This is a genomic window from Ruegeria sp. BJ3 (assembly GCF_056535665.1).
Genome location: NZ_JBQFIT010000001.1, coordinates 1,961,839 through 1,988,724 on the forward strand (window position 1 = coordinate 1,961,839; position 26,886 = coordinate 1,988,724).

The 26,886-nt window shown below is 60.4% G+C and carries 28 protein-coding genes and 1 tRNA gene; 10 read left to right on the forward strand and 19 right to left on the reverse strand.

The features are described 5' to 3' along the window. Positions 1 to 52: 52 nt before the first annotated feature. The 4 genes from ACR3EL_RS09830 (at position 53) to ACR3EL_RS09845 (ending at position 3,444) form a co-directional block, all read left to right on the forward strand. Positions 53 to 343, forward strand: a complete 291-nt coding sequence (locus ACR3EL_RS09830) for an SCP2 sterol-binding domain-containing protein (RefSeq protein WP_170339100.1) — start codon at positions 53 to 55, stop codon at positions 341 to 343. Further along, positions 343 to 1,320: an alpha/beta fold hydrolase gene (locus tag ACR3EL_RS09835; RefSeq protein ID WP_480721413.1), complete on the forward strand. Its 978-nt coding sequence runs from the start codon at positions 343 to 345 to the stop codon at positions 1,318 to 1,320. The genes ACR3EL_RS09830 and ACR3EL_RS09835 overlap by 1 nt, the downstream gene beginning before the upstream one ends. Before the next feature lie 70 nt (positions 1,321 to 1,390). Further along, positions 1,391 to 3,211: a M3 family oligoendopeptidase gene (locus tag ACR3EL_RS09840; RefSeq protein ID WP_170339103.1), complete on the forward strand. Its 1,821-nt coding sequence runs from the start codon at positions 1,391 to 1,393 to the stop codon at positions 3,209 to 3,211. Beyond that, complete coding sequence (locus tag ACR3EL_RS09845; protein ID WP_170339106.1) at positions 3,208 to 3,444, forward strand: hypothetical protein; 237 nt, start codon at positions 3,208 to 3,210, stop codon at positions 3,442 to 3,444. Before ACR3EL_RS09840 ends, ACR3EL_RS09845 begins: the two co-directional genes overlap by 4 nt. Before the next feature lie 18 nt (positions 3,445 to 3,462). Here the strand turns inward: ACR3EL_RS09845 and ACR3EL_RS09850 are convergent, their stop codons facing one another. Genes ACR3EL_RS09850 through ACR3EL_RS09860 form a run of 3 tightly spaced genes read right to left on the reverse strand, consistent with a single transcriptional unit; the run spans position 3,463 to position 5,648 of the window. Beyond that, positions 3,463 to 4,350: a DMT family transporter gene (locus tag ACR3EL_RS09850; protein WP_367646639.1), complete on the reverse strand. Its 888-nt coding sequence runs from the start codon at positions 4,348 to 4,350 to the stop codon at positions 3,463 to 3,465. After that, positions 4,347 to 4,616 carry a DksA/TraR family C4-type zinc finger protein gene (locus ACR3EL_RS09855; protein WP_170339110.1) on the reverse strand — a complete coding sequence of 90 codons (270 nt, stop codon included), beginning with the start codon at positions 4,614 to 4,616 and terminating at the stop codon, positions 4,347 to 4,349. Before ACR3EL_RS09855 ends, ACR3EL_RS09850 begins: the two co-directional genes overlap by 4 nt. A gap of 57 nt (positions 4,617 to 4,673) precedes the next feature. After that, the gene (locus ACR3EL_RS09860; protein WP_480721416.1) at positions 4,674 to 5,648 is read right to left on the reverse strand and encodes a Gfo/Idh/MocA family protein; all 975 of its coding nucleotides are present in this window, start codon (positions 5,646 to 5,648) and stop codon (positions 4,674 to 4,676) included. Positions 5,649 to 5,795: 147 nt separating this feature from the next. On the opposite strand from ACR3EL_RS09860, the gene ACR3EL_RS09865 reads away from it, so the two are divergent. Continuing rightward, complete coding sequence (locus ACR3EL_RS09865; protein WP_170339114.1) at positions 5,796 to 6,974, forward strand: dipeptidase; 1,179 nt, start codon at positions 5,796 to 5,798, stop codon at positions 6,972 to 6,974. A 60-nt stretch (positions 6,975 to 7,034) separates the two neighbouring features. On the opposite strand, the gene rpoH is transcribed toward ACR3EL_RS09865, so the two are convergent. Then, positions 7,035 to 7,931, reverse strand: a complete 897-nt coding sequence (gene rpoH, locus ACR3EL_RS09870) for an RNA polymerase sigma factor RpoH (protein ID WP_170339116.1) — start codon at positions 7,929 to 7,931, stop codon at positions 7,035 to 7,037. Between the two features lie 124 nt (positions 7,932 to 8,055). Further along, positions 8,056 to 9,099 (reverse strand): RluA family pseudouridine synthase, encoded by a 1,044-nt coding sequence (locus ACR3EL_RS09875; protein ID WP_170580063.1) that lies wholly within the window; start codon positions 9,097 to 9,099, stop codon positions 8,056 to 8,058. Between ACR3EL_RS09875 and ACR3EL_RS09880 the strand changes: the two genes are divergently transcribed. Then, positions 9,098 to 9,400: a DUF6476 family protein gene (locus tag ACR3EL_RS09880; protein ID WP_093961773.1), complete on the forward strand. Its 303-nt coding sequence runs from the start codon at positions 9,098 to 9,100 to the stop codon at positions 9,398 to 9,400. The two genes, ACR3EL_RS09875 and ACR3EL_RS09880, sit on opposite strands and share 2 nt — an antisense overlap. An 18-nt stretch (positions 9,401 to 9,418) precedes the next feature. Here the strand turns inward: ACR3EL_RS09880 and ACR3EL_RS09885 are convergent, their stop codons facing one another. From ACR3EL_RS09885 to ACR3EL_RS09915, 7 genes are all read right to left on the reverse strand, one after another. Next, entirely contained in the window at positions 9,419 to 10,300 is an 882-nt protein-coding gene (locus ACR3EL_RS09885) for a hypothetical protein (protein WP_480721419.1), read from the reverse strand. 101 nt (positions 10,301 to 10,401) lie between these two features. Next, the gene (locus tag ACR3EL_RS09890; RefSeq protein ID WP_480721421.1) at positions 10,402 to 11,406 is read right to left on the reverse strand and encodes a glycosyltransferase family 2 protein; all 1,005 of its coding nucleotides are present in this window, start codon (positions 11,404 to 11,406) and stop codon (positions 10,402 to 10,404) included. Between the two features lie 164 nt (positions 11,407 to 11,570). Continuing rightward, positions 11,571 to 13,565, reverse strand: a complete 1,995-nt coding sequence (locus tag ACR3EL_RS09895) for a tetratricopeptide repeat protein (RefSeq protein WP_480721423.1) — start codon at positions 13,563 to 13,565, stop codon at positions 11,571 to 11,573. Continuing rightward, positions 13,562 to 14,497, reverse strand: coding sequence for a hypothetical protein (locus ACR3EL_RS09900; RefSeq protein ID WP_480721425.1), 936 nt, complete (start codon positions 14,495 to 14,497; stop codon positions 13,562 to 13,564). Before ACR3EL_RS09900 ends, ACR3EL_RS09895 begins: the two co-directional genes overlap by 4 nt. 5 nt (positions 14,498 to 14,502) lie before the next feature. Further along, entirely contained in the window at positions 14,503 to 15,486 is a 984-nt protein-coding gene (locus tag ACR3EL_RS09905; protein WP_170339127.1) for a glycosyltransferase family 2 protein, read from the reverse strand. Positions 15,487 to 15,851: 365 nt separating this feature from the next. Beyond that, a tRNA-His gene (locus tag ACR3EL_RS09910) sits at positions 15,852 to 15,928 on the reverse strand. Positions 15,929 to 15,975: 47 nt separating this feature from the next. Further along, positions 15,976 to 16,467 (reverse strand): GNAT family N-acetyltransferase, encoded by a 492-nt coding sequence (locus ACR3EL_RS09915; RefSeq protein WP_170339129.1) that lies wholly within the window; start codon positions 16,465 to 16,467, stop codon positions 15,976 to 15,978. Positions 16,468 to 16,537: 70 nt separating this feature from the next. Here ACR3EL_RS09915 and ACR3EL_RS09920 point away from each other — a divergent pair, with 70 nt between their 5' ends. Further along, the gene (locus ACR3EL_RS09920) at positions 16,538 to 16,726 is read left to right on the forward strand and encodes a DUF6324 family protein (RefSeq protein WP_093961768.1); all 189 of its coding nucleotides are present in this window, start codon (positions 16,538 to 16,540) and stop codon (positions 16,724 to 16,726) included. A 2-nt stretch (positions 16,727 to 16,728) separates the two neighbouring features. Here the strand turns inward: ACR3EL_RS09920 and ACR3EL_RS09925 are convergent, their stop codons facing one another. From ACR3EL_RS09925 to ACR3EL_RS09955, 7 genes are all read right to left on the reverse strand, one after another. Continuing rightward, positions 16,729 to 17,160 carry an MmcB family DNA repair protein gene (locus ACR3EL_RS09925; protein WP_170339131.1) on the reverse strand — a complete coding sequence of 144 codons (432 nt, stop codon included), beginning with the start codon at positions 17,158 to 17,160 and terminating at the stop codon, positions 16,729 to 16,731. A 349-nt stretch (positions 17,161 to 17,509) separates the two neighbouring features. Next, positions 17,510 to 18,487: a PIG-L deacetylase family protein gene (locus tag ACR3EL_RS09930; RefSeq protein WP_170339133.1), complete on the reverse strand. Its 978-nt coding sequence runs from the start codon at positions 18,485 to 18,487 to the stop codon at positions 17,510 to 17,512. A 489-nt stretch (positions 18,488 to 18,976) separates the two neighbouring features. Then, positions 18,977 to 19,273, reverse strand: a complete 297-nt coding sequence (locus ACR3EL_RS09935) for a hypothetical protein (protein WP_170339134.1) — start codon at positions 19,271 to 19,273, stop codon at positions 18,977 to 18,979. 67 nt (positions 19,274 to 19,340) lie between these two features. Beyond that, positions 19,341 to 19,823, reverse strand: a complete 483-nt coding sequence (gene nusB / locus ACR3EL_RS09940; RefSeq protein ID WP_093961764.1) for a transcription antitermination factor NusB — start codon at positions 19,821 to 19,823, stop codon at positions 19,341 to 19,343. Beyond that, the gene (locus ACR3EL_RS09945) at positions 19,820 to 20,371 is read right to left on the reverse strand and encodes a 6,7-dimethyl-8-ribityllumazine synthase (protein WP_005983872.1); all 552 of its coding nucleotides are present in this window, start codon (positions 20,369 to 20,371) and stop codon (positions 19,820 to 19,822) included. The genes nusB and ACR3EL_RS09945 overlap by 4 nt, the downstream gene beginning before the upstream one ends. 2 nt (positions 20,372 to 20,373) lie before the next feature. Further along, positions 20,374 to 21,495: a 3,4-dihydroxy-2-butanone-4-phosphate synthase gene (gene ribB / locus ACR3EL_RS09950; RefSeq protein WP_480721431.1), complete on the reverse strand. Its 1,122-nt coding sequence runs from the start codon at positions 21,493 to 21,495 to the stop codon at positions 20,374 to 20,376. Between the two features lie 116 nt (positions 21,496 to 21,611). Further along, positions 21,612 to 22,199, reverse strand: a complete 588-nt coding sequence (locus ACR3EL_RS09955) for a riboflavin synthase (RefSeq protein WP_170461821.1) — start codon at positions 22,197 to 22,199, stop codon at positions 21,612 to 21,614. 152 nt (positions 22,200 to 22,351) lie between these two features. On the opposite strand from ACR3EL_RS09955, the gene ACR3EL_RS09960 reads away from it, so the two are divergent. The 3 genes from ACR3EL_RS09960 (at position 22,352) to ACR3EL_RS09970 (ending at position 26,880) form a co-directional block, all read left to right on the forward strand. After that, positions 22,352 to 23,650 carry a capsule biosynthesis protein gene (locus tag ACR3EL_RS09960; protein WP_170461819.1) on the forward strand — a complete coding sequence of 433 codons (1,299 nt, stop codon included), beginning with the start codon at positions 22,352 to 22,354 and terminating at the stop codon, positions 23,648 to 23,650. Between the two features lie 92 nt (positions 23,651 to 23,742). Next, positions 23,743 to 24,876, forward strand: a complete 1,134-nt coding sequence (locus tag ACR3EL_RS09965; RefSeq protein ID WP_367646340.1) for a polysaccharide biosynthesis/export family protein — start codon at positions 23,743 to 23,745, stop codon at positions 24,874 to 24,876. A gap of 3 nt (positions 24,877 to 24,879) precedes the next feature. Then, positions 24,880 to 26,880, forward strand: coding sequence for a capsular polysaccharide biosynthesis protein (locus ACR3EL_RS09970; RefSeq protein ID WP_170368286.1), 2,001 nt, complete (start codon positions 24,880 to 24,882; stop codon positions 26,878 to 26,880). Positions 26,881 to 26,886 lie beyond the last annotated feature (6 nt).

Sequence of the window (26,886 nt, forward strand, 5' to 3'; positions counted from 1 at the left end):
GCGTTGCGACCGCGGATGTCCATTCACGGCGCACTAACAAATGAGGAAGACCATGAGCGACACTCTTGAAAAAGCGGCAGCCGCGCTGAACGAAAAACTGTCGGGCGGCGATTTCGATTCGTCGGCGAAATTCGCCATCGCCGACCTCGGCTCGATCGTGTTGGACGAAAATGGCGCGCGGGTCAGCGACGAGGACACCGAAGTCACCCTGAGCGCCGACGCGGACACGTTCGAGCAAATCCTCAGCGGTGAGTTGAACCCCACGGGTGCGTTCATGGCTGGCAAGCTGAGCGTCGACGGCGACATGGGTGTTGCCATGAAGCTTGCCTCGGTGCTGGCCTGATGGATCTGTCGCCGGCCCCGTTCTTTGAAGATGTGGCCGGCGGTCCCGCCGGCGGCGCCGCGCATTGGTTGACCACAAGCGACGGCACACGCATTCGCGTGGGCCACTGGCGCCTCGAAGGTGCGGCGACCGGGACGGTAATGATCTTTCCCGGCCGCACGGAACATATTGAAAAATATGGCAATGCAGCGGGTGAGTTCGTACAACGCGGCTTTGCTGTACTGGCCGTGGATTGGCGCGGACAGGGTCTGGCTGACAGGTTGCTTGAAGATCCGCGCGTTGGCCATGTGGACAAGTTTACCGACTATCAGCAGGACGTGCGCGAAACGCTGAAACTGGCCGAGCAGCTTGGCCTGCCGAAACCCTGGCACGTAATCGGCCATTCGATGGGCGGCGCGATCGGGATGCGCGCTGTTCTGGAAACCGGCCTGTTTGCCTCTTGTGCCTTCACCGGCCCGATGTGGGGCATTTTCTTCACCCCACTCATGAAACCTCTCAGCCGTCTGACCGCCTATTGGGGCCCGCGGATCGGGCTTGGCGAAAAGACGCCTCCGACCACGTCACTGGAAAGCTATGTTCTGATCCAACCTTTCGAGGGCAACGCACTGACTCGCGACCCCGGAATGTACCGGATGATGCAGGATCAGTTGACCGCGCATCCCGAACTGGCCCTGGGCGCGCCGTCGACCATCTGGCTACGCGAGGCACTGGACGAGTGCGCCTGGCTGATGGCGCAGACCGCGCCCGACATTCCTTGTCTGACCTATCTTGGCAGCCACGAGCAGATCGTGGACCGCAAGGCGATCCGGGCGCGCATGGCGAACTGGCCCAGCGGCCGATTGGTCGAGATCCCCGGCGGCGAACACGAGGTGATGATGGAACCACCCGAGGTCCGCGGCCCCGTGTTCGAGGAGATGGCCGCGCATTTCTCGGCCGCCGCCAACGGGCAGACACCCGAACTTGCGATGACGCGCTGACACCTCGGCTGCTTGTGATCCGCGCGCCCTGCGCCTAGATGTGATCCAACGCAGACAATCGAGGTGTTCCATGCACGAGCTTCCCTTCCCCGTCCGAGACGCAAATGCCGGTGGCGGCGCCGACAACCTTGGCAACCTGCCGGAATGGAACCTGGACGATCTGTACAAGGGACAGGACGCGCCGGAACTGACCCGAGATCTTGAGTGGCTGGAGCAGGAATGCGCGGCATTTGCCGCCGATTACGAAGGCAAGCTGGCCGATCTAGACGCGCAGGGCCTGCTGACCTGTGTCCAGCGCAACGAAAAGATCAACGCCGTCGCCGGGCGCATCATGTCTTTTGCCGGGCTGCGCTATTACCAGCTGACCACGGATGCCGAGCGCGCCAAGTTCCTGTCGGACATGCAGGAAAAAGTCACGCTTTTCACCACGCCGCTGGTGTTCTTCACGCTCGAGATCAACCGCATCGACGATGACGTGCTGGCCGCTCATTTTAAGACCAACGCGGACCTGGCCCGGTACGAGCCCGTCTTCCGCCGCATCCGCGCGATGAAGCCCTATCAACTGTCGGACGAACTGGAGAAATTCCTGCATGATCTGGGGGTGGTCGGCGACGCGTGGGAACGGCTGTTCGACGAAACCATCGCCGGGCTGACCTTTACCGTGAACGGCGAAGAGCTGAACATCGAGGGCACCCTGAACCTGCTGACCGAACAGGACCGGTCCAAGCGCGAGGCCGCGGCCCGCGAACTGGCCCGCGTGTTCCAAGACAACGTCAAAACCTTTGCCCGCGTCCACAACACGCAGGCCAAGGAAAAGGAAATCATCGACCGCTGGCGCAAGATGCCGACCCCGCAGACCGCGCGGCACCTGGCGAACGATGTCGAACCCGAAGTGGTCGAAGCCCTGCGCGAGGCGGTGGTGGCCGCCTATCCCAAGCTCAGCCACCGGTATTACGAGCTCAAGCGCAAATGGTTGGGTCTGGATGTGATGCAGGTCTGGGACCGCAACGCGCCGCTGCCGATGGAAGACACCCGCACCGTGTCGTGGGAGGACGCCGAGAAGACCGTGATGGAGGCTTATGCCGCTTTCGATCCCCGCATGGCCGAGATTGCAGCACCGTTCTTTTCGAAAGGCTGGATCGACGCGGCGGTGAAACCGGGCAAGGCTCCGGGCGCCTTTGCGCACCCCACCGTGACCGATGTGCATCCTTACGTGATGCTCAACTATCTGGGCAAACCGCGCGACGTGATGACGTTGGCGCACGAGTTGGGCCACGGCGTGCATCAGGTGCTGGCCGCCGGTCAGGGCGAGATGCTGTCCTCGACCCCCCTGACGCTGGCTGAAACCGCCAGCGTCTTCGGCGAGATGCTGACCTTCCGCAAGATGCTGGATCAGGCCGAAACGCCCGAGCAACGCAAAGTTCTGCTGGCCGGCAAGGTCGAGGACATGATCAACACGGTGATCCGCCAGATCGCCTTCTACGACTTTGAATGCAAGCTGCACGCCGCCCGCCGCGAGGGCGAACTGACGCCGGACGACATCAACGCCCTGTGGATGAGCGTTCAGGCCGAAAGCCTTGGCCCGGCGTTTGAATTCATGGAAGGGTACGAGACCTTTTGGGCCTATATCCCGCACTTTGTTCATTCGCCCTTCTATGTCTACGCCTATGCATTCGGCGACGGATTGGTGAACGCGCTGTACTCGGTCTATGAAAGCGGCGCAGACGGGTTCGAGGAAAAGTACTTCGAGATGCTCCGCGCGGGCGGCTCCAAGCACCACAAAGAGCTTTTGGCCCCGTTCGGGCTGGATGCCAGCGACCCGAAATTCTGGGATAAGGGTCTGTCGATGATCTCGGGGATGATCGACGAACTGGAGGCCCTGGAGGGGTGACAGACCCAACCGACAAGGGGCGCTGGCGGGCCATCAAGGACCGCCTGCGCCCTGTTCTCGCCCGGATCCGCCGCAATGTCCCGCGGGGGCTGCGGTTTGTCGTGGGTCTTTTGTTGATCGTCGCAGGCGTCTTCGGCTTCCTTCCTGTTCTGGGGTTTTGGATGATCCCCTTGGGCATCATGGTTGCCGCCATGGACGTCAACCTGCTGCGGCGCTGGTGGCGCCGCCGATAACCCCGTTCCGGCTGTCGCCTAGTTTTTTCTGGTCGTGAGGAACACCGCGAATACGATCAATCCCGCCCCAATCGCAGCCATTGGGGTGATCGGTGCCCCCAGAAAAATTGCCGAATTGACGAAGGTGAACACCACCGAGGCGGCGAACAAAAGGGTCGCGGTCAATGTCGATACACGCGCGGCGGCCTCGTACCAAAGGTAGTAGGCCAACGCAGTCGGGAAAACGCCCAGCAAAACCAAAAACACCAAATCGCTGCCGGATGGCATCCGCAGTGCAAAAACGGACAGCGGAAGCAGAATTACGGCCGAGCACAGGAACACACCAAACAGGAAATTCAGACGCTCGGCCGTCGATTTCGACGCGCGCATGGCCCGACTGCTGGCGATCAGGAACACCGCCCAGCTGACCCCGGCCCCAATTTCCATCATATCCCCCAGAACCGGGTCCCCGCCGCCTTCGAAATCGCGGAAAACCGTAAGAAAGACCCCCAAGATGGCCAGAAGGGTCGCCAGAACATCGGTTTTTCCAACAGGGGTGTCGGCGAAGAAATACAAGAAAACCAGAACAAAGAACGGCGCGGTATTTTCCAACACCATCGCGCTGCCTGCACCGGTGTTTTCAAGCCCGATATGAAACAGAATATAGTTGATGACGGTCGCCAAAACCGCAAGACGGAAGTTCCAATCCCGGAGCTGGACGGAAACCGGCGCATTCATCGCACGCAACATGCCGTAGATGGCCAAAGCAGCTATGAACAGCCTAGTTGTGGCAATTTGCATGCCACCCAGATCTCCGGTCAGGTAGCGCACGATGACGCTGTGCGTGCCCCAAAGAAATGCGGCCATGAACCCAAGAAACAAGCCATTCTGAAAAAGGGAACCGCCGTCTTTGCCGGGCCCCTTCACTTGAGCTGGCTGTCCTTGGAGCCGCGCCGATTGATACCGCCGCGGGCCTTGAAAGCACCATCACGCTCTTGCTGACAATCCAGACACAGCTTGACCCCGGGGATCGCCAGTCGGCGCTTTTCGGGGATCGGTTCGTCACACTCTGCACAATGGGTCAGGCTTTCACCGACCGGACGCTTTTTCGCCTGCATCCGTGCCAGCTCGTCTGAAATCGAAGCCTCGATCTGTTCACTTACAGCGCCGTCACGCGCCCAGCCTCCGGCCATGGCCCCCTCCTGTTCAGGTGCTCTCCAGTTTAGGCGCGGGGCGGCTGATCACGCAAGTCAGAGAGGTGTTGCGCCGTCGAACACCCGGTCGATCATCGCCTGCGTCCCGCGCGAGAATTCGAGCGAACACGGGTATTCATCCCCCGCGCGAATAGTCCGGCAAAACGCTTCGACCTGCAGCTTATAGTGATCGTCGGCTGGGAAGCGCGTCACAAGAACTTCCAAACCTGGGCGATGCAGTTCGACCCGAGCCTCACCAAAAACCCGCGCGTTGAACGGCGCGGTCAGGCGGATCAGGCCGCGTTCGCCGTGAAAGACCATTTCCTGATGCGGATGCATGCGGATCGAGACATAGGCCGAATAGGTAAAGCCCGGAAACTGCGCGCGGATTTCCGTGAACGCGTCGATGCCGTCCTCCCAGCGGATGGCCGACTGCACAGTGTCCGGTTCCTGCCCCGTCGCAAAACGGGCCGACCCGATGACGTAGACACCGATGTCGCGCAGCCCGCCGCCGCCGGTTTCGGCGCGGTTGCGGATATTGCCGGTGTCGGCGCGGTTGTCGAAGCTGAACGCGCCCGTGACATGCACCAGATCTCCGATGGCGCCGTCGGCGATCAGGTCGCGCACATGCTGCCATTGCGGGTGGTGCACGATCATATAGGCCTCGGCCGCCAGCCGCCCGGTCTGGTCACGCTTGTGGATCAGGGCGTCGAACTCCTCGGCGCGCATTGTCATCGGCTTTTCACATAGAACGTGCTTGCCAGCGTCCAGCGCCTTCAGGCTCCATTCCACATGCAGGTGGTTCGGAAGCGGAATGTAGACCGCCTCAACTTCGGGCGAAGCCAGCAACGCGTCATAGTCGTCAAAGACCTCCAGGTCCGGGCAGAAGTCCTGAAACGGCTCGGCCTTCGCCGGATCCGAAGTCGCCAAGGCAGACAAACGCGCGCCCGAAGCCGCATGGATCGCCGGACCCATGAATTGGCGTGCGAATTTCGCGGCCCCCAGAATGCCCCACTGAACCGGCTTGTGCATGGTTTCCTCCGTATTTGACCATGTTCGGCGCCAAAATGTTTGCGCCAACATCCGTTGCGCCCTCTGTACCAGCCAAGCGACGCCAAGTCAGGCTTTTCTGTTCGCGGGACACCCGTAATCTGCGCATGACAAACGGGAGGGACTAACGTGAAAAGATTTCTGAAATGGCTGGCAGGCCTAACGGCGGCTGTGATCGTCATCGGGGCCGTGATATTTTTCGTGGTAGTGCCGCCGTATGTCGAAAACGCGCGCAACAACGTGATCGACCACGACCCATATCCGGTGTCCGACACCGCCGCTGCTTTGCACGAAACCCTGATCGTGGGCGACCTGCATGCCGATCCGCTGTTGTGGAGCCGCGACCTGACCGAGCGGGGAACCCGCGGCCAGGTGGATATCCCCCGACTGATCGAAGGCAACGTGGCCCTGCAGGTGTTCACCGCCGTGACCAAATCACCGGCCGGGCAGAATTACGAGGCAAACTCGGCTGAGGCATTCGACAACATCACCCTTCTGGCCATTGGTCAGCTGTGGCCGCTGCGGACTTGGGACAGCCTTAAGGAACGCGCGATTTATCAGGCCGAGAAACTGCACCGGTTCGAGGCGGCCTCAAGCGGACATCTCAAGGTCATCAAGACACGCGCGGATCTGGACGCAGTGCTCGAGGCCCGCGCGCGCGGCGAAAAGGTCGTGGGCGGCATTCTGGGGATCGAAGGCGCCCATCCGCTGGAGGGCGATCTGGCCAATCTCGACCCGATATTCGATGCAGGCCACAGGGTGTTCGGGCTGCAGCATTTCTTCGACAACGAACTGGGCGGCTCGCTGCACGGCACCGGGAACACGGGCCTGACCGAATTCGGACGGCAGGTGGTGGCCGAACTGGCCAAACGCCCGGTGGTGATCGACCTGGCCCATTCCAGCCCGCAAGTGGCGCGCGACGTGCTGGACATGACCGACGAGCCGCTGATCGTCAGCCACGGCGGACTGCACGGGTTCTGCCCGGTCAAGCGCAACTATCCCGATGACCTGATGAAGGAAATCGCGGCGACCGGCGGTGTCATCGGCATGGGATACTGGGCAGACGTCACCTGCGGCGACATCGCCCCGTCGGGAATTGCCAAAATGATCAATGCAGCCATCGAGACGGTCGGGGAAGACCATGTCGCGCTGGGGTCCGACTATGACGGCTCGGTCGAGACCGCATTCGACACGTCGGAACTGGCGGCGCTGACCTCGGCCTTGCTGGACGAAGGCCTGACCGAAGCTCAGATCCGCAAGGTCATGGGCGAAAACATGGTACGGGTATTCCGCCAGCAACTGCAGTAGGACATGGCGCAAAAAACGGCCCGGGTTTCCCCGGGCCGCTTGTTCATCTGATTGCCGTGATCAGGCGCTGGCCAGCATGCCCTTTTCACGCGCCAACTCACGCATTTTTTTCTGCAGCTTTTCAAAGGCGCGCACCTCGATCTGACGGATGCGTTCGCGGCTGACATTGTACTGCGTACTCAGTTCCTCGAGCGTCACGGGCTGATCCATCAACCGGCGCTGGGTCAGGATGTCTTTTTCGCGGTCGTTCAGAACGTCCAGCGCCTCGGTCAGCAACTCGCGACGCACCTCAAGCTCTTCGCGGGCCTCATAGTCGCCGGCTTGGTCTGCATCTTCGTCTTCCAGCCAGTCCTGCCACTGCATGGTGCCTTCGCCGTCGGAACCGACCGTGGCGTTCAGCGACGCATCCCCGCCCGACATGCGGCGGTTCATGCTGATGACCTCTTCTTCGGTCACGCCCAGATCGTTGGCGATCTGCTTGACATTGTCCGGGTGCAGGTCGCCCTCCTCCAACGCGCCAATCCGGGCCTTCGCCTTGCGCAGGTTGAAGAACAGCTTTTTCTGCGCCGAGGTGGTGCCCAGTTTCACCAGTGACCAGGATCGCAGGATGTACTCCTGGATCGAGGCGCGGATCCACCACATCGCATAGGTCGCCAGACGGAAGCCTTTTTCCGGATCGAACCGCTTGACGGCTTGCATCAGGCCCACATTGGCCTCGGAAATCACCTCGGCCTGCGGCAAACCATAGCCGCGATAGCCCATGGCGATCTTGGCGGCCAGTCGCAGATGCGATGTCACCATCTTGTGCGCCGCTTCGGTGTCCTGCTCTTCGACCCAACGTTTGGCCAGCATGTACTCCTCTTCCGGCTCCAGCAGGGGAAATTTGCGGATTTCCTGCAGATACCGGTTCAGCCCACCTTCTGGCGTAGGCACGGGGAGATTTTTGTAATTTGCCATGTATCACGTCCCTTGGACAAATGTTTACGCCCTTAACATGGATATGGGGCCACGTTCAGGACCATTCAAGAGCAGGTATTAACAGTCTGGGATTAAGGAACGATAAAGGAAAGCTAAGAAAGTCTTAGTCACGAGACTTTGCAGGTTGTTTCAGAACCGAGATGAGTGCCTCGATATCTTGCGGCAATGCTGCTTCAAAACGCATTTCCTCGCCGGAGACGGGATGTACAAAGCCCAGGACAGCCGCGTGCAGGGCTTGGCGCGGAAACGCACGCACCGCCTCCGCAGCGTCTGCATCAAACGACCGGGCCGACAGTTTACGCTTGCCGCCATAGACCGGGTCGCCCACCAAGCCGTGGCCCGCATGTGCCATGTGCACCCGAATCTGGTGGGTGCGTCCGGTTTCCAGCCAGCACTCGATCAATGATACCGCGCCGGGTTGTCCGAACACGTCAACGACGCGCGCACGCGTCACGGCATGACGCCCGCCATGAAAAAGCACCGCCTGTTTCTGCCGATCATGTTTGTGCCGGGCCAGTTGCGTTGTGATGCGCATCACGTTGCCGGGCTCAAAACTCACGCCTTTGACACCGCGCAGCCGCGGGTCATTGGCATCCGGAACGCCATAGCAGACCGCGCGATAGTAGCGCTCGACGCTGTGCGCCTCGAACTGGGCCGCCAGCCCCTGGTGGGCGGCGTCCGATTTGGCAACCACCAGCAACCCGCTGGTATCTTTGTCGATCCGGTGCACGATGCCCGGCCGCTTGACCCCGCCTACCCCCGACAATTCCTCGCCACAGTGGTGCAGCAGGGCGTTCACCAAAGTGCCGTTGGGCGATCCCGGTGCCGGGTGGACGACCATGCCCGCAGGCTTGTTGATCACGATCAGGTCAGCGTCTTCATGCACGATGTCCAGCGGAATGTCCTCGGCCCCGATGTGACTCTCGTCCGCTTCGGAGACGGTTATGGACACAACGGCGCCTTCCGGCACTTTGGCTTTGGCGTCGAGCACGACCTTGCCGTCGACCAGAACCGCGCCCTCTTCGATCAGCCGGGCCAGCCGGGTCCGCGACAGGCTTTCACCTGCTGGAACATCCCGCGAAAGCGCCTTATCAAGGCGGGGCGGCGGAGCGTCCGCGATAACGAAGTCTATTTGCCGGGTGCCCATGACTGTCCCTTCAGATCCCCAAGAACCGCAGGAAACGCCTCAACTGCGCCTTCTGCGCCGCATGGTCATGCTGCTGACCGCGGTGATGATTGGCGGGGTTCTAGTGACATTCGCCTTGATTGTCATCCGTCTATCCGACCGGACCCCCACCCTGCCCGATCAGATCGAACTGCCGGACGGTGCAAAGGCCCAAGCCGTGACCATCGGAAACAACTGGTTCGCCGTGGTGACCGATGACAACCGCATCCTAATCTTCGACAAGACCACTGGGAAGCAACGACAGCAGATCTCGCTTGATTGAGCCTTTGGCGCCGCCAGCCTATTCACCCAAGGCCATTCTGAACACGATTTCTGCAGCCTGCTTGAACGCAACGATCTCGTCCGGCGCATCACGACGAAACCTGACTTCGTCCGGGCTCAGCCAGACCGGTTTGAAAAGAGTGTCCCGGTCGGGAAAGAATTCAGCCCGAAATCCTTCGTCGGCCTCGGTCAAATAGGTATCAAGCCATGCCCGTTCCTCGGGTTCCAGAACGTCATGGCGCCGCAACATGATGGGTTCTTTGGGTACTTGGCGACGCAGTTGGCGGCTGCGCTTGCGCCCGATGGCTCGCGTGACGACGCCAAAGGCTTCACTGGCGGCGCGGGACAGTGTTGGATTGGCAGGCTCACTGGCAACCTCCCCTCCGGGTCGCGACACGCCCAGTCTGTTCAGGAAGTCATCGACGATATTGCCATTCAACATTTCCTCGCGGTCATAGAGTGCCGGCACAACCGTAACACCCGGGAACGCGTTGCGGATTCGGGAAACCGCGCCGGAAAAAGAAACCGAGTGAGGCTCGGCTTTGATTTTCGCCAGTTGGTCCCGAATCAAGGCTGAACCGTCGGCTGACAAACGGCCATTTTTAGCCCGCTGCTTGTAGTCCGCCTCAAAGAAATCGGAGTAGCGGCGGCAATAGAATACCACACGCATTTCGCGAGCGGGTATCTCGGTGAAGAGCTGCGCAAGCCGTTCCAGATCGGCCGAATAGAACATTTCCGACGACATCAGACACGCCTTGCTGCCATGTGCCTCGTACTCGCGCGCAACAGCCTCACGGTACTTGTCCATCGGTTCTGCGGACTGGTTCATGTGGAACGCCAACAGGTTATGGCTGACCTTTGGGCGATCGTCCCCTTCCGGTCTGCGACGTCCGGCCTCCATGTATCTGAGCCCGGAATCCGACAAGGCCGACGCATTGTTGCGCAGATAGGACTGCAAGGCCGTCGTCCCTGTCTTCGGCATCCCCAAATGCAACCACAGCATCAGGTCGCGCCTCTTGTCACGGTATCGGCCTGCGCGGTCATCTGATGCATCAACTCCTGCATCTCGGACGTGCCCAGCAGTTCCGATATCTGTTTGCGGTGCAATTCGCAGGACTGGCGGTGCAGCCGGGCCGTTTCGGGGTCCGACATCAGGTCGTCGAAACAGTCCCGCTTGCGCGCGGCAATCGCATCGACCGATGTCTCGACCACCGCATTCTGGTTCATGATGTTCCAGTACTCCAAGCCCAGGCTGTCGCCCGTGTGATGAGCCCGTCCCCGCACTTTCTTGACCAAGTAGCTCTCGCAGGACTTCAGAGCGTAGTGGTTGAGCTGCACAAGGTCATATCCGACCGAGTCCCGCGCCGACCGCCAACTGCTTGTAAAATACCGCTCGGGCATTGGCTGGCCCGAACCATTGTACCAGTGGCAGTCTTCCATGCGGTCGACCGTCGGACGTTTGGGGCGGTGAACACCGATCACATCCCACAAGTGCCGCTGGAACATCGTCTTCAGCCCCCATGCCTGCGCCGGTCTGGGTTTGCGTTCGGGGGCAGCATGGCGGAATTGCTCGGACAGGAACCTGTCTTCGTACTGAACCACTCCGGCATTGCCGAACAACCGCCAGGTCATTGAAATCATCTTGGCATCAGGCACAGCATCAACCAATGACTTCAGTGTGTTGTCGCCCGTCTTCACATTGATTTGCTCGTCGGCGTCGATCACGATCACCCAGTCTTCAGGACCCGCGATCTCCATTTGCAAAAAGCGTTTGTACGCGCGTTTCTGAGGGCTTGTTGCGCGACGGGAATTGTTGTCCACATGGATCAGAACCCCACGCTCTTCTAGCCGCTCGAGCAACTCATCCGTCCCGTCCGTGCAGTCATTCGTCATCACGACCATCTGGTCGATGCCAATAGCCTGATTGTGCGCGACCCATTCCAGAACGAAAGGGCCTTCGTTCTTCATCGGGGTAACGCTGACAAAGCGGGGGGGCTGATCGACCATTTTTGCCTCAGTTTTTGGTGCCATGCAGGCCGGACGCGGGCACGCAAGACCAGTGTTTGCCCGGCAGACTAATTCCATTGCAGGCGGTGACCAAGCCGAAACCTTGGGTGTGTTTGCACACAGATGACCCTGAATGGTGCTGGATATCGCGAAAGGCCCGCATGTTACCCTTCTGCCCTTTTGAGTTGATTGGAAAACCGTTTGTAGGTTGGGCACAACGCCTTGGCCCGTTGCAGAAACACTTGCGCCCGCTGTTTTTCACCACGCTTCAGGCAAATCTGACCCGCGGCCCCTTGAATGGCAGCGGTGATGTCGTCCAGCTCGGCCGCGTGCAGGATCTGCGCCTCGGCCTGCTCTTCAGCGCCGATGCGCACCAAGAGTTGCCCCATCGCGAAAACCAAAAACGCGCTGTCAGGGTCACAAGCCAGCGCCTCGGCCATAGTCAATCGCGCCTGTCGTCGGTCACCGGCATCCGCATAGAGCTCGGCAAGACGTTTGTGGTACAGGGGGTTGTCAGGGCACCGAAGAACCACGTCCCGGGCGGCATCAATTGCCGCCTCGACGGCAACCTCGCCCATGCGCCATTGCAGCAACGATGACAGGCTTTCTACAGCGGGGTCTTGTTCCGGCACGTCGTCGATCGCAGTCAACCCGGCCCACAAAGCTTGCAGGCGCGGACTGCTGTCCTGCAGCCGCTTGGCGCGCTGGTCCAAGGAAAGATCGGACCAATCAAGCAGGATCATGTCGAAATTGCAGGGCGCCCTCACGATCACCTTGTGCTGGACAAGGTACAGGTTGTTGAACGGAGGAAACCGACGTTGGCGCAGCCTGCGCTGCAGGGACCAATCCACCGGCGGAAACAGTCGAACGGGCAGTTGGTCGCGGTACAGCATGCGCGAACCCAAAACCACAACATCGGGTCGCAACGGCTTGGCCCAAAACGCTTTTGCGAAATGACGCCCGGCAGCCCAGCGTTTCTTTCTGGCGCCAAGGATGGCCCCCCGCAACGCGGTCAGAACCGCGTGATCTTCGGGCCAAAGATGCGGGTTTTCCAACCCGTCCCGGGCCAGCTGCTCGCTTTCCTTCCACTTGCCCAGGTAGAACGCGTTCAACGCCTGCAACAGGGGCAGAAAAGCGTTGTCCGCCCCGGCATCGAGGATCGGCTGGCCCAGATCAAAAGCCTCTTGGCACCGATCCTGGGCGCACAGATATTGCGCAGCCTTGGCATAGACATGGGCGGCCTCGGACGGGTTCAGAAACGTCTCGGGGCCTTGCGCCACGCGACGGATGACGCTTTCGTTCGCCTGGTCCAATTCGGCCTCGGTCAGGACATCGCGGAATACCAGTCTTTGCTGCCCCGAAATCCGTGCGGCTGCCATGGAAAAGGCCGAGATGAACGGAGCGATCACCTGTTCGGCCCGGGACATCGCAAAAAGCTCGAGAAAGTCGCGCTGCGCTCGGGTCATTCCCGACAGGTCCGCAATGTCGGACATCTGCATCAGGTTCGGATAACGCTTTTGAAACCGCGCAATCAGCTCGGGCTGGTCCGAGAACATGATCGCGGGCCGGTCCAGCCTCTTGGAAAGATGCATATCGTAGAGTTCTTCCGGCTCGACCTTTGCCGGCCAGGTGGTGTGCTTCCAGGGCAGCGCGTTCAGGATGTCACCGCGCCGGATATGGTAGGCAGAAACGCCCTGCCGCGAGAGCCTTGCATCGGCAAGCTCCATGATGTGCCGGATTTGCGGAGTGAACCCGATACGGTGAATGAACTCGCGGTAGCGTGGGCGGATCGCCTCAATATCCTCCCAAGGAAAGGCAAGAACCTCGAACCCCTCTTCGACCAAGACCGAGCGGCCAGCGGCCAGATGCGCCGTCAGCCGATCGGGCGTCGCGTCGCCCAAAAAGCTCCAGACGGGCAGCGCATTCTTCGACAGCCGATCGTGGGTTTTCTGATCCAGAAAGTGAGACTTGATCCATTCGGGATCGAACAGCTCTTCCGGGTTGTCCAGTTCGGGGGCATCGGCCCCCGGTGGAAACCAGTTGACCCGATAATCCGCGTCAAAATCCTCGGCCAGGCGTATGCAGGTCAGCATCATCAGCAGTCGGGCACCCATGCGGTCCTTGCGCTGGCCGATGAACACGCCCCGTTTGGGCGTCATGACGCGTCCCCTGCCGCCATAGCCCGGCGCATGGCCCGGAACCGCTGGCGGGCGGCCATTACCAGCTTTGGGTGACGCTCTTCGCCCACAGCTTCAATACCGCGCATGTAGATCGGCAGTCTCCGGCGGGCACGCATCATCTTGTAGTACTCGGACGGCTCCAGGGTCCCACGCATCGCATGTTGCATCACCGGCTTCAAAAGATTGAGTTTCCGCAGCATGGGCGCGGCAAAGTGGTTGGCGAACCAGGTTTTGAGAAGAACGACATTGCCGCCCTGCAGCCGTGTGACCTGTTGCCTGTCCAAGTCAAAGAACGGGTCGTAAAACACATAGGCTCGAGCAGCTGCCTGAACGGTTTCGACAGCGTCGCTCAGTGGCAGATCCCAGTCCTGGACACGGCCGAACCGATAGCGAGTTTCCCAAGGGACCCGCCGCTCGTCCAATGTGGTCTGAGGATTGAAAGCAATGACGATCGCACCCGGCACCAGCGCCGAGAAGGTCAACGCGGCGAACCCTCCCATGGACGCTCCGGCAAACACGACCTGATCGAACTGGTCAAAAAACCCCTCGCGCGCCTTGTCCTCGAAATAACCGATGATTTCGGGGTCGCGATACCATGCCTTTGTGCGGGCGATCACGCCCAGATGGGACCATCCCTCGTCCCGGAAAAACTTCCAGCCCCACGGCTCGCGGGCAAAGGACAGGTCATTGGCATTTGCAATATTGTCAAAACTAATGACCAGCCGCGCCGAGTCACGCTGGTGGAAGAGAACCGAGTGACGGTCGAGCTTTTGCAGAAACCCCTTCCCGTCCCCGCCGGGGTAAATCTCGACAAACCAAGGCGGAGGCGGATCGGTCAGAATGCGTTCATAGCCGGTCTTACGATCCGGGTGGTCAGGTTGCAGCTGCGCTTTGGTTAGATCGTCCGCCATGGCCGTCACACCAGATTGTCGGCCAGCCAAGACCGGAACTCCACCCAATCAGGGCGCATCTTGATCTCGGCGATTTTGGCGCGGTGCCAGTCGCAGGCCCGTTCGTGCAATTCGCGCAGCTCGGGATCCGATTTGAGTTCGTCAAGCAACGGTGCTGCACGCTGAGCGATCGGCTGGATCGAGGTGTCCTTAACCTTGTTTGCATTCATGTCCGACCAGTAGGATTGCCCCTGATCCACCTTTACGTGGTTGGTCCGCCCCCGGTCCCGCTTGATAAGAAAGCCATCCAGAGATCGAACGGAATAATGATGGAGCCGTCCGAAGGAATGGTCAAAATTCCTCCACGCGCGCCAACCGACATTCTGGGCCGGAAACAGATTTCCGCCGGCGTCCGACCATGCGACCTCGGCCTCTTTGCCCTGTTCAATGCCCTTGGGTCTATGCGGACCGAACCGAGTGAACTTGCCATTGTTCCGAAACAGCGTTTTCAGACCATATGCGCGACCCGAATGATAGGGAAACTCCTGATCGGCCATGCAAAAAGACCGTGTCACGGGCGTGTCGTCAAAACTGATATTGCCCGACGTCCCAAACAACCGCCATGCGAACGAAATGGCGTCCACCGATTGTCCTGCCTTCTGTTCGACGGCATCAATCAACGCCGCGAAGCTGTTGTCGCCGCATCGGATGTTCCAAAACTCATCGACATCAAGGCACATCAGCCAATCGGCTTCTTTGACCTTGGGATGCCGCCGTGCCCGCCGGAGCATCTGGTGCTGGGGGTTTCCACCCTCAGGCACAGCATTTGGGACGTGGGATGCCAAACCCATCTGCTCAAGGCGTTGTGCAATTCTGTCGGTACCGTCCTCACAGTCATTGGTGAAGATCACAAAGTGATCGACGCCCAAAGTCCGATGAAATGCGACCCACTCCAGCATGTAGGGGCCTTCGTTCTTCATCGTCGTGAATACGGTAATGGTCTGAGACATTTACGCCTGTTCCCGAACTGCCTTTGACCTTCTTCTTACACAAAGCGCACCAATGCTGCGAGGGTCGAATTCCGTGCGAGGGAATGTCTGCTCCAACTGGTGCACCGCTACACGCGCACCCGACGTTCAGACGCAAGTGCACATAGCACCACTGAAGCAGGCGACAGGTTCCATCCGGGGTCCATTGCCCTCTCGCACAATCCCAAACCTACGGCTTCCGGCGTAAAGGGGAACAGTAAAAACCAATTTAATTCCGCCGGTTGCACCGAAAATATCGTGCGGCCGGCCTCTGTAATCCTCACCGGACTGACGGAAAAAAAGCGCACAGTCACAGGCGGAGGACGAGCAGTCTTGTCGAGGGGAGATGGTACCGCCTCCCTGGCTTGAACAGGGGACCTCTGGATCCACAATCCAGCGCTCTAACCAACTGAGCTAAGGCGGCACTCGTGAGGGGCGATTTAACGAACGCGTTCGGGGATTGCAAGAGCCTTAAAGTCGAATTGACCAGCTTTGTTCGATGAGATCGACGCCGAAGGAATGAACCGATTTGCTGTCGGTCAGGCGCCATCCATGGGCCCGGTACAGCTTGCAGGCAGCCCTGTGGCTTTCGTGGGTCCACAAGACCATCGACGTGTACCCTGCGGATCGTGCAAAACCCATGCATGTCATCAAAAGCCGCGCCCCAAGCCCCTTGCCCCGCGCGTCGGGTTCCAGCAGAAAAAGGCGCAGTTTGGCGGTGGTTTCATCCAGCGCGACACAGAAAATACTACCAAGGCGCCTTCCGTCACTTTCAACGATCCATCCCCTCTCGCGTTGGGGATCATGCCTGGCGACAAATTCGTCCAGAATACGGGCCACCAGCGGGGCGAAACTCTCGTCAAACCCTTCATCCCGCGCGTAAAGCGTTCCGTGGCGCTCGACCAGCCAATCGCGGTCATCGTCGCGAAACGGCCGGATCACAGCATAGTCCCCTTGCGACATCGGCCACACACTCCGCTTGATTCCCATTGCGTTGCAGGCTAGCAGAAACGCTCAGTCCCCGGAGGCGAGAATGGGCATCAATACCGAACGTGACATCGAAGCGAACCTTCAGATCGGTCCGACCGACCATGGAATGGTGCGCCTGTTCATCGAGGCGGGCGAGCTTGAAATCCCCATGGATTTCGACCCGGAAGAAGCCGAGGAAATCGCCGACGAGATCCGCGCCGCAGCACAAGCCGCACGCGCCGTCAAAGGCTGAAGTCAAAGCCGAGGGTCACGCAGGCCATGCAACCGCCGCGCGGCGTCCATGGCAAATTTCTGGATCATCTTTTTGCGTCTTGCCCCGGCCAACTTGGCCTCGGGGGACATGCGTACGATCTCGGCGTCATAAGCATCCGCAATGATAAGTCCGGTTTCAGCGGGCAGCAGCTCGGTGGGAAAGTCCGTGTCCACCGCCCAGAAGAAGCGGTCGCACCAATCCAGATAACCCTGCCACTTCGAATCGGACATGTAGTCCGTCCGGCTGGACTTGCACTCGATCACCCATAGCTCGCCCTTTGGCCCCAACCCCATGACGTCAACGCGCAACCCGCGGGTCGGGACGAATTCCTCAATCGAAACAAAGCCGTGCGTCACAAGGTGTCGAGAGACACCCCTGGCCAGTCTTTGTCCGGGCTGAAGTTCAACTGTCATACGCAGAGTGTGAACAATTAGTGAACAAATTGTCAAGTTGGCAGGTGTTGATCATCATCCCGGATTTGATCCGGCCCGCATGCCCAAGATTTGCCCCCACAATCAACTTCCGCACGACCCAGACCAAAAACTGTTGTGCAAGCCCCTTGTGCAACTCAGTGTTGCGCCCTACTTACGTCCTTGGCGGGTTCTGCCCTTCTCGTGACTGGTAGCATTCCGGTGGCCTTAAGCAATTCCGAGGGAGCTGGCTCTGTTCGGGTCCTGGCCCGTTTACCTGGCGCCCACCTGTACATACAGGTCCTCGGGAATCAAAACCGCACGGTTGCCTGGTGGTCCCGCCGCTTTCCGATCAGGGGATTTCTTGCGGATCGACCCGTGCGAAGGTTTCGTCATCCAGAGCAAAATCATAAAGCCTGCGCCCGTTCCATTGCGGCATATAGCCGTCAAACATCCTATTTTTTTGCTCCGGCAGGCTTGGCACGGTCAAATCTGCCGCTGGCAGGTTCAATCCAAACGTCAACATCTGGACGTCCGTGTAACGTGCAGATGCCTGCTTGACCGCATGATGCAGCAGCACGTGTTCGACATGCCCGTATTCGCCAACTCGGTTGTGAGTGATGACGGTTGTCGGCGCGAACTGCTTCATCAACGCATAGGCAGATCCAGATAACAGTCCAAACAACGGATGGCGGCGCAATGGCCGGACGATTTCGGGTTCTGGCAAGCCATCGCCGGTTGGCATGCGAATAAAACGGCGCAGCCTCGGGTAATCACTTTCGACCGCAAAAGGCAGTTGCACCCGGGTGGCACCAATCATTTCGCACACCTTTTGCATCGCTGCCTCGCGCGTGTCGGTGTCTCTACGGTTGGATGCAGGCCGGAAGAAGCTTGCGACGACAACTTCGGCACGCCCCTTGAGGTGCGCCAGAAGTGAGCCGGCAAACAGCGTTTCATCATCCTGATGGCACACGCACACAAGAATGCGCTGATGGGCAAGCCCGTCCAGGCTGAGTGCGTTGCGCACAACGCCCGGGCCGGTCTCCAAAAGGCCGAAATTCGCGCTGTGCAGGGTTTCCTGCCCAATCAGGTTGACCGGCCGCGCGCGCCCTTGCTGGACCAAACGGGCCGAGCTTGCCTGCACATGGCCGTTTCGGTTGTCTCCCTGAATCAAGTAGCATCTGTCAGCCAGGCCAGACCAGACCGCATCCAGCTCGGCGACCCTGCTGTTCTTCTGCGCATCCAAGTGCAACAGGTTGATCGGGCCGAACGGCCGATCCTGAACCGCCTGCTCAAGCCCTTCGGTCGCCGGCCTGAGGTAGAACTTCACGCGATCAGGGAAGCGGTTTTCGAACCATCGGAATGCAATCGGCACATAGATGTCGACCGGCGGCCACGAGGCGCGCAAACGCTGTCCAAGGTCGATGCCGATATATTTCAAACCGGGGTTCGAGTGCAGCGCCAACAGACCCGCGTGACCGCCCGCCACTCCGACCTCGGCAAAACAATTGCTTTCCTGTGCCAGCCGGTGAAGAGCACGCCGTTTCGGCTCCATCGATGGCGCCAGATCGGATGTGTGAAAGTCCTCCTGCATGTGTGCGTAGCACACGTTTCCATTGATCGCGACCGGCTCGCCTGCTTGTTTCAGCCCGTCCGCAATCGCCTGATTCAAACTTGACAGATCATCCAGAAACGCCGGCGAATTTCTGACGTCTTCATAACTTGGCTTGGTCAAGGAATCGGTCTTTCATGGACAATTCGATACGCTTGCGCATCAAATGTCAGGGGCAGACCAATTGCAAGCGTCAGCAACCACCCATCACGACCGGCGCGCTTCGACGCGCACAGGTTCCAGCTTGACCGCAACCGGGGTTCCTCCGCGAGGGCCTTTGGGCTTTTCGGCCATGCTCATGATCGCATAGGCGAATTGGACGCCCGCAAAAACGATCCCGTTCATGAACCAGATCATGATCAGAGCGATAAAGCCTATGTCGGACCCGGTGATGAGGTGGCGCAGGTTGGCCACGTTCAACATCAGCAGCACGGCGACAAACACAGCCGAGACTACAAAGCCCAGTGCAACCTGGGTGATGTAAAGACGGATCAGTTTCGGCATGACGCACCTCCTTCACACGACAGGAGTCTAGCGCAATTTCATGCCGGGTAAAATCGCCCGTGGCGCGTCAGAACGCCTCGGGCTTGGCCTCGCGGGCCATGTGGTCCAGAACCGCGTTGACGAATTTCGGTTCCTTGCCTTCGGGGAAGAAGGCGCGCGCCACGTCGACGAATTCGGTGATGACCACCTTGGGCGGCGTGTCGCTCTGGCTCAGCTCGGCGCCGGCCGCGCGGAACAGCGCCCGCAAGGTCGGGTCGATGCGCGAGATCGGCCACTTGGCCACCAGCGCCCGGTCGGTCATCTGGTCGATCGGCGCCTGATAGTTCACCGCGTCATCCACCAGCTTGCGGAAGACCGAGCTGTCGCCTTCCAGCATCTCGTCGCCCTCGTAGACCGCGCCGAACCGGTGATCCAGAAACTCGTTGACCACCTGCTCGGTCGTCTGGCCCGACTGCTCCATCTGGAACAGCGCCTGCACGGCATACAGCCGCGCGGCGGATTTCATCAGGCGTTTCCGGCTTGCCGGTTTCGGCGTGTCTGTCTGGGTCATGCTGTCGTTGATCCGTTGCTGTCGCCCGCCACGAGGATGGACTCGGACGGCGGCTTGAATCCGACGCCCTTTTTCGAAGCGCCCCACTTACGTCTGAGTGCGATCAGATGCAAGGCCGCAGCCGCCGCGCCGCCGCCTTTGTTCATTTTTTCCGGATTTGCACGCACTTCGGCCTGCGCGTCATTTTCAACCGTCAGGATGCCGTTGCCGATGCACAGGCCCTGCAGGCCCAGCAGTTGGATTGCGCGGCTGGAATCGTTGCAGACGGTTTCGTAATGCGTGGTCTCGCCCCGGATCACGCAGCCCAGTGCGACGTAGCCGTCAAAGTTGCACTGGCGGTCGGCCATGGCAATCGCCGTCGGGATCTCGAGCGCACCGGGCACCTCGACCACCTCGCAGCTGCCGCCGGCGGCCTCGATTTCGGCCTTGGCGCCGCGAACCAGGTCGTCGGCGATGGCGCGATAGAACGGGGCCACGACGATCAGCAGCTTGACCGGGTCATCGAATTTCGGAGTCGGCAGAACGCCGTGTTTGTCTTGCTCAGCCATGCTCAGTCATCCTTGAGAATCGAGCGGGTCCCGACGATGGACAGGCCAAAGGCGTCCAGACCCAGGTATTTCGTCTGCGGCGAGTCGGTCAGCAGCACCAGTTCCTTGATGCCCATCTTGGACAGGATCTGCGCGCCCAGACCGGTTTGCTTGATGGTGCGCGGGCCTTCGTCCTCGGCCGCGTACAGCGAGTTGCGCGGGTTGCGAAACAGGCAGACCACGCCGCGCCCTTCGGCTGCGATCTTTTCCATCGCGCGCGGCAGTTCCTGCGGCGATTTCGGACCAAGCCCCAGAATGTCCGACGCCTCGTGCAGCGCGTGGGTGCGGGTCAGCACCGGCTCGGGCGTGCTGATGTCGCCCTTTATCATCACCACATGTTCGATCCCGTGGGTCTGATCGGTGAAGATCCGCATCTCCCACTCGCCGCCATATTCCGACGTGACCGTTCTGCGCGCGGTCTCGACCACCAGATTGTCGTGGCGCGCACGGTACGAGATCAGGTCGCTGATGGTGCCAATCTTCAGCCCATGCTCCTTGGCGAATTCGACCAGATCGGGCAGCCGGGCCATGGTGCCGTCGGGCTTCATGATCTCGCAGATCACGCCCGAGGGGTTCAACCCGGCCAGGCGCGAAATGTCCACGGCGGCCTCGGTGTGACCGGCGCGGACCAGCACCCCGCCCCGCTTGGCGCGCAGCGGAAAGACATGGCCCGGCGTGGCCAGATGCGCCATGGTGTTCTGTTCGTTGATCGCGGTGGCGATGGTCAGCGCCCGGTCGGCGGCGGAAATGCCGGTGCTAACGCCTTCGCGTGCTTCGATCGAGACGGTAAAGGCGGTCTCGTGCCGCGACGAGTTGTTCACGGCCATCATCGGCAGGCCCAGACGGTCGATCCGCTCGGCCGTCATCGGCAGGCAGATCAGGCCGCGGCCATGGGTGGCCATGAAATTGATCGCCTCGGCATCGGCAAATTCCGCCGGGATCACAAGGTCGCCTTCGTTTTCGCGGTCCTCGTGATCGACCAGGATGTACATCCGGCCCTGGCGCGCCTCTTCGATGATCTCTTCGATCGGGCTGATCGCGTCGCGCAGCTGGGCCTCGACCGGTCCGGGTGTTTCAAAGCTCATGGGGCAGCCTTTCACAGAGCAGGTGTTGCATCGCGGGATAGACCAGCGCGCGCGCAAAGGCCAGTCCGCAAACGAAGTGGGCCGTAGCTAACGCGACGCAATTTCTTCGCTGGTGATCACGAAACCTCGGCCAGACGGGCCACGTACCGGGCCAGCGTGTCGATTTCCAGATTGACCCGATCTCCGACCTTCGCCGCGCCCCAGGTCGTCACCTCTTTGGTATGAGGAATGAAGTTGATCCCGAAATCGCAACCGTCGACATCGTTGACCGTGAGCGAAGTGCCGTTCAGAGCAACCGAGCCCTTGGGCGCGATGAAGCGCGCCAAATCCTTGGGCGCGCGCAGGGACACGCGGGTGCTGTCGCCTTCTTCGGCCATCGCGACGATCTCGGCGACGCCATCCACGTGTCCCGATACGATATGGCCACCCAATTCGTCACCCACCTTCAAGGCCCGTTCAAGGTTGACCCTTGAGCCCACCTTCCAGCCGTCCAGATTGGTTTTGGAAACGGTCTCGGCGCTGATCTGAACATCGTACCAGTCATCACCCAGCGCGATGACGGTCAGGCAAACCCCGTCGCTGGCGATCGACGCACCAATATCTATGCCGGATGTATCATAGCCTGTCCGGATGCGCGCACGCAGATCGCCCTGCTGCTCCAACTCGATGATTGTGCCGATATCGGTGACGATCCCAGTAAACATTCCGTTAACCCTCTGCGCCTAAGCTGTGCCATGCAATCCACGCCGAGGTAAGGCCAAGTGGCGGGCGGAGCAAGCCCTGCCTTGCCCGGCTGGCCGCAAAAAGGCATAGTTTGTTCAACAAAACACGGGCAACCAGAATTCGAGCATCTGGCATGAGGCAACCGAAGGACAACTCCGACAGTCGCGTATTCCTGTTTCTGCAGGGGCCGCATGGGCCGTTCTTCAGCGGCCTGGGGCGCATGTTGCGCGCGGCTGGCGCGCAGGTGTGGCGTGTCGGGTTCAACGCCGGGGACCAGGCCTTTTGGTTCGATCGCGCCAGCTATATCCCCTATCGCGGCGGGCTAGAAAACTGGCCGGAAAGCCTGACGAACATCATCCTGTCGCGCGGTGTAACCGACATCGTGCTTTATGGCGATGTTCGCTCGGTGCACGCCGACGCGATCCGTACGGCGCGAAGCCACGGCATCCGTGTTCATGTGTTCGAGGAAGGGTACCTTCGACCTTGGTGGGTCACCTATGAACGCAATGGGTCAAACGGACATTCTCGCCTGATGGATCTGGAAATCGCCCAGATGCAGCAAGCGTTGCAAAGCTCGGGCGCCAAAACGCCCCCACCCCCGTCACATTGGGGGGATATGCGGCAACACATTTTCTACGGCGCACTGTACCACTGGTTCGTTCTGTGTGCGAACCGTGGGTACCGTAATTTCCGCCCGCACCGAGAAGTGCCTGTCTCAAAGGAATTCAAACTGTATTTCAAACGTTTGGCGCTCATGCCGATCCATCGACTGCAGCGCGTTCTCGCCACCTGGCGCGTAAGGCGCGGCGGGTTCCCCTATCATCTGGTGCTGCTGCAACTGGGGCACGACAGTTCGGTCCAGGCGCATTCAGACTTTTCATGCATGGCCGATTTCATCACCCCGGTGATGGAGGGGTTCGCCAAGGGCGCTCCGTCCCACCACCGCCTTGTCATCAAGGAACATCCCCTTGAGAACCAGCGCGAGCCGCTAAGAAGACGCGTCCAAGCACTTGCGCGCGAACTGGGCATTTCGGATCGCGTGCATTACGTGCCCGGGGGAAAGCTGGCGCGACTTCTGGATCACGCGAGCTCGGCCCTGACCATCAACTCCACCGCCGGACAGCAGGCTCTGTGGCGCGGCATCCCTCTGCGTGTCTTCGGCAAGTCGGTCTACGACAAGCCTGAACTGGTCTCGCATCAACCGATTGACGAATTCTTCAGGCACCCGCAAAAACCGGACACGGAGGCCTATCGGGCATACCGCCAATTCCTGTTGGAAACCAGCCAGGTGCCGGGCGGCTATTACTCACGCGGCGGACGGCGCCAGTTGCTGCGGCGGGTTGCAGACATGATGTTGCAGGCTCGCGACCCTTATCAGGCCGCGCTGACCGGAATCGCGACCATCACGCCACAGTTGAAAATCGTTGAATGACACGGTGCTTGGCTGGCTGGAACTTGAAGTATGAAACCGCTAGTTTGACCGCAAACCAAAAGACTACATACGAAACTCGAGGTATTTCGGCAGTGCAGCGTTTCCCTACTCGATGGATACGAGGGTTGTCCCTTGTTGCAGCCATTGGCCTTCTGACAGCGTGCCAACTGCCCAAGGCCGGGCCGAACAAAACCGAAATTCTGGCGGGCTCGACAGTCAATGGCGGCAACGCCCACGTGGTCGAAGTTGATGACCGGGTGGCCCACGTCACCTCTGCGGTTCCACAGTTTGGCTTTCCGCCTGCCTTCCGGTCAGCACAAAGCGTAACATCCGACACCATTCGTCCCGGCGACGTGCTTGGCCTGACCATCTGGGAAAACGTCGACGACGGTCTGCTGGCCGGTGAAACCGGCCCATCGACCAATCTCGATGAGGTTCAGGTCGACAGCGAAGGCTTTATCTTCGTGCCCTATGCCGGCCGCTTGCGCGCATCGGGCAACACGCCCGAGCAGCTACGCTCGCTGATTGCAGAAAAGCTGCGCGAGCAGACGCCTGATCCGCAGGTTCAGATCCGCCGCGTGGCGGGTGACGGTGCAACGGTCTCGGTAACCGGTACGATCGGTGCCTCTGGCATCTACCCGATCGAGCGCCCGACCCGCACGCTTTCGACGATGCTTGCCAGGGCCGGCGGCGTGGCGGTCGCCCCGGATATTGCGCTGGTCACTGTAATCCGCGGCAATCAGCGTGGCACCGTTTGGTATGACGATTTGTTCCGCAATCCTGAAACCGACATCGCACTGCGCGGTGGTGATCGCATCCTGGTCGAACAGGACACCCGGTCGTATGTCGCGCTGGGGGCCACGGGTGGGCAATCCCGGGTCGCTTTCGACAGTCAGGATCTGTCCGCGCTGGAAGCGCTGGCGCAGGTCGGCGGCTTGCAGTCGCTGTCCTCAGATCCCACCGGTATTTTCGTTCTGAGGGACGAGCGCGAAGATATCGCACGCAAAGTGCTGGGCCAGCCGAACCTTCAGGGCGAACAACGCGTGATCTACCTGCTGAACCTCACGGCGCCCAACGGTCTGTTTGTGGCACGTGATTTCGTGATCCGCGACGACGACACGATTTACGTGACCGAAGCCCCGTATGCACAGTGGACCAAGTCGATTTCGCTGATTGCCGGCGGTCTGACACCCGTTGCAAACGTCGCCACGCTGACCGGAAACTGAGGCATGAAACCCGGCGCCGACACTGCGGACGCCGAGGATCGAACGCGCCTGTATGTCTACAACGGCGGGTTTCTGACCCAACGTAGGATCCGCCGCATCCTGTCGCTGACGGGATTCGACATTCGCGTTGGGCTTCCGCGTTCGGGCGACATGGTGGGCATCTGGGGCGAAAGCCCGACTGCGCACCGCGGAACCCGAGTTGCGAAAGACCGGAATATCCCGCTGTTGCGGGTCGAGGATGCATTCCTGCGATCCCTGCTGCCGGGGCGCGATCACGAGCCGCCGCTGGGCCTGCTTCTGGAACGACGTGCGATGCATTTCGATCCGTCACAGCCGTCGGACCTCGAAACTCTGCTGGCCACGCACCCGCTGGATGACACCGCCCTGCTGGATCGGGCGCGCGGCGCGATCGCACGGCTGAAGGAATCGCATCTGAGCAAGTATTCGGCATGCGACCCGGATATCGCACCCCCGGATCCGGGCTATGTACTGGTTGTCGATCAGATACAGGGCGATGCGGCGGTTACGGCAAGCCGGGGCGACCCTGCGCGGTTTCTGGAAATGCTGATCATGGCCCAAGAGGAAAACCCCGGGGCGCGTGTGATCATCAAGACCCACCCGGAAACACTGCAGGGTCACCGGCGCGGTTTCTTCTCGGAGGATGACGAAACTGACCGTGTTTCCCTGTTGGCGGATCAGATCAGCCCCTGGTCGTTGCTGGAAGGCGCGATTGGGGTCTATACCCTGTCCTCGCAACTGGGGTTTGAGGCCATTCTGGCCGGTCACAAACCTAGGGTTTTTGGGCAACCCTTCTACGCCGGGTGGGGTCTGACGCAGGACGAGATGCCTCTGCCGCGCCGGCAGCGCAATCTGACTCGCGCCCAACTATTCGCTGCCGCCATGATACTGTACCCGACGTGGTACGATCCCTATCGCGACCAGCTGTGTGAGCTTGAAACGGTGCTGGATACGCTTGAAGCCCAGAGCCGCGCCTGGCGACAGGACAGGCACGGCTGGACAGCGTCTGGAATGCGCCTGTGGAAACGCAGGCATATTCAGCAAACCTTCGGGAAGTGGAAAAAAGTCCGTTTCGTGCCGGAACGGCCCTCGGCGACCGATCGGTCCCATATGGTCTGGGCCAATCGTGATCTGGAAGCCGAAGATGTGGTCCGCGTCGAAGACGGTTTTCTGCGCTCGCGCGGGTTGGGGGCCAACCTTGTGCCCCCGCTTTCACTTGTGACCGACGACCTTGGAATTTACTACGACCCCACCCGACCCAGCCGTCTGGAAGAACTGATCACCGCTCGCGAAGAGTTGCGACCCGATCAGGAGATACGGATACGCCGCCTGGTGACGCAACTCACCGCGGCGGGGCTAAGCAAATACAATACGGGCGGCGGTTGCCCGCCCTTGCCGGACGGGCACCGGATTCTTGTACCTGGCCAGGTAGAGGACGACGCCTCGATCCGGTTGGGCACCAGCACGGTCCGCACAAATCTCGAGTTGCTGAGCACCGTTCGCGCGGCCAATCCCGCCGCAGTTCTGATCTACAAGCCGCATCCGGATGTTGAGGCCGGGCTTCGGGACGGTCGAATAGACGCCGAGGGTCTGGCGGATGTCGTCCTCCACGATGTGGATCCGGCACTGGTTCTGCCGGAGGTTCATGAGGTCTGGACAATGACCTCACTGCTTGGGTTCGAAGCTTTGCTGCGCGGGATAAAGGTCACTACGCTTGGGGCTCCGTTCTACGCCGGCTGGGGTCTGACGACCGACCTTGGATCGGTCCCGGCGCGACGAGGCGCGCGACCGACAGTGCTGGGCCTGGCCTACGCCACGCTCATCGACTATCCACGGTATTTCGATCCAGTCACGCGCGACGCATGCCCGGCGGAGGTTGTCGCAGACCGTTTGACGAATGGCCCGATTGCACCAGCTGGGCCGGCAATTCGGCTGCTGGCTAAGCTTCAGGGGGCTTTTGCAACACATGCGAACCTGTGGCGCTAGGGCTCG

Coding starts and splice junctions, on each gene's coding strand:
- ACR3EL_RS09830 (WP_170339100.1), top strand. CDS start 53: ATGAGCGACACTCTTGAAAAAGCGGCAGCCGCGCTGAACGAAAAACTG.
- ACR3EL_RS09835 (WP_480721413.1), top strand. CDS start 343: ATGGATCTGTCGCCGGCCCCGTTCTTTGAAGATGTGGCCGGCGGTCCC.
- ACR3EL_RS09840 (WP_170339103.1), top strand. CDS start 1,391: ATGCACGAGCTTCCCTTCCCCGTCCGAGACGCAAATGCCGGTGGCGGC.
- ACR3EL_RS09855 (WP_170339110.1), bottom strand. CDS start 4,616: ATGGCCGGAGGCTGGGCGCGTGACGGCGCTGTAAGTGAACAGATCGAG.
- ACR3EL_RS09860 (WP_480721416.1), bottom strand. CDS start 5,648: ATGCACAAGCCGGTTCAGTGGGGCATTCTGGGGGCCGCGAAATTCGCA.
- rpoH (WP_170339116.1), bottom strand. CDS start 7,931: ATGGCAAATTACAAAAATCTCCCCGTGCCTACGCCAGAAGGTGGGCTG.
- ACR3EL_RS09880 (WP_093961773.1), top strand. CDS start 9,098: ATGACTGTCCCTTCAGATCCCCAAGAACCGCAGGAAACGCCTCAACTG.
- ACR3EL_RS09875 (WP_170580063.1), bottom strand. CDS start 9,099: ATGGGCACCCGGCAAATAGACTTCGTTATCGCGGACGCTCCGCCGCCC.
- ACR3EL_RS09885 (WP_480721419.1), bottom strand. CDS start 10,300: ATGGAGGCCGGACGTCGCAGACCGGAAGGGGACGATCGCCCAAAGGTC.
- ACR3EL_RS09890 (WP_480721421.1), bottom strand. CDS start 11,406: ATGGTCGATCAGCCCCCCCGCTTTGTCAGCGTTACCCCGATGAAGAAC.
- ACR3EL_RS09895 (WP_480721423.1), bottom strand. CDS start 13,565: ATGACGCCCAAACGGGGCGTGTTCATCGGCCAGCGCAAGGACCGCATG.
- ACR3EL_RS09900 (WP_480721425.1), bottom strand. CDS start 14,497: ATGGCGGACGATCTAACCAAAGCGCAGCTGCAACCTGACCACCCGGAT.
- ACR3EL_RS09905 (WP_170339127.1), bottom strand. CDS start 15,486: ATGTCTCAGACCATTACCGTATTCACGACGATGAAGAACGAAGGCCCC.
- ACR3EL_RS09915 (WP_170339129.1), bottom strand. CDS start 16,467: ATGTCGCAAGGGGACTATGCTGTGATCCGGCCGTTTCGCGACGATGAC.
- ACR3EL_RS09920 (WP_093961768.1), top strand. CDS start 16,538: ATGGGCATCAATACCGAACGTGACATCGAAGCGAACCTTCAGATCGGT.
- ACR3EL_RS09925 (WP_170339131.1), bottom strand. CDS start 17,160: ATGACAGTTGAACTTCAGCCCGGACAAAGACTGGCCAGGGGTGTCTCT.
- ACR3EL_RS09935 (WP_170339134.1), bottom strand. CDS start 19,273: ATGCCGAAACTGATCCGTCTTTACATCACCCAGGTTGCACTGGGCTTT.
- nusB (WP_093961764.1), bottom strand. CDS start 19,823: ATGACCCAGACAGACACGCCGAAACCGGCAAGCCGGAAACGCCTGATG.
- ACR3EL_RS09945 (WP_005983872.1), bottom strand. CDS start 20,371: ATGGCTGAGCAAGACAAACACGGCGTTCTGCCGACTCCGAAATTCGAT.
- ribB (WP_480721431.1), bottom strand. CDS start 21,495: ATGAGCTTTGAAACACCCGGACCGGTCGAGGCCCAGCTGCGCGACGCG.
- ACR3EL_RS09955 (WP_170461821.1), bottom strand. CDS start 22,199: ATGTTTACTGGGATCGTCACCGATATCGGCACAATCATCGAGTTGGAG.
- ACR3EL_RS09960 (WP_170461819.1), top strand. CDS start 22,352: ATGAGGCAACCGAAGGACAACTCCGACAGTCGCGTATTCCTGTTTCTG.
- ACR3EL_RS09970 (WP_170368286.1), top strand. CDS start 24,880: ATGAAACCCGGCGCCGACACTGCGGACGCCGAGGATCGAACGCGCCTG.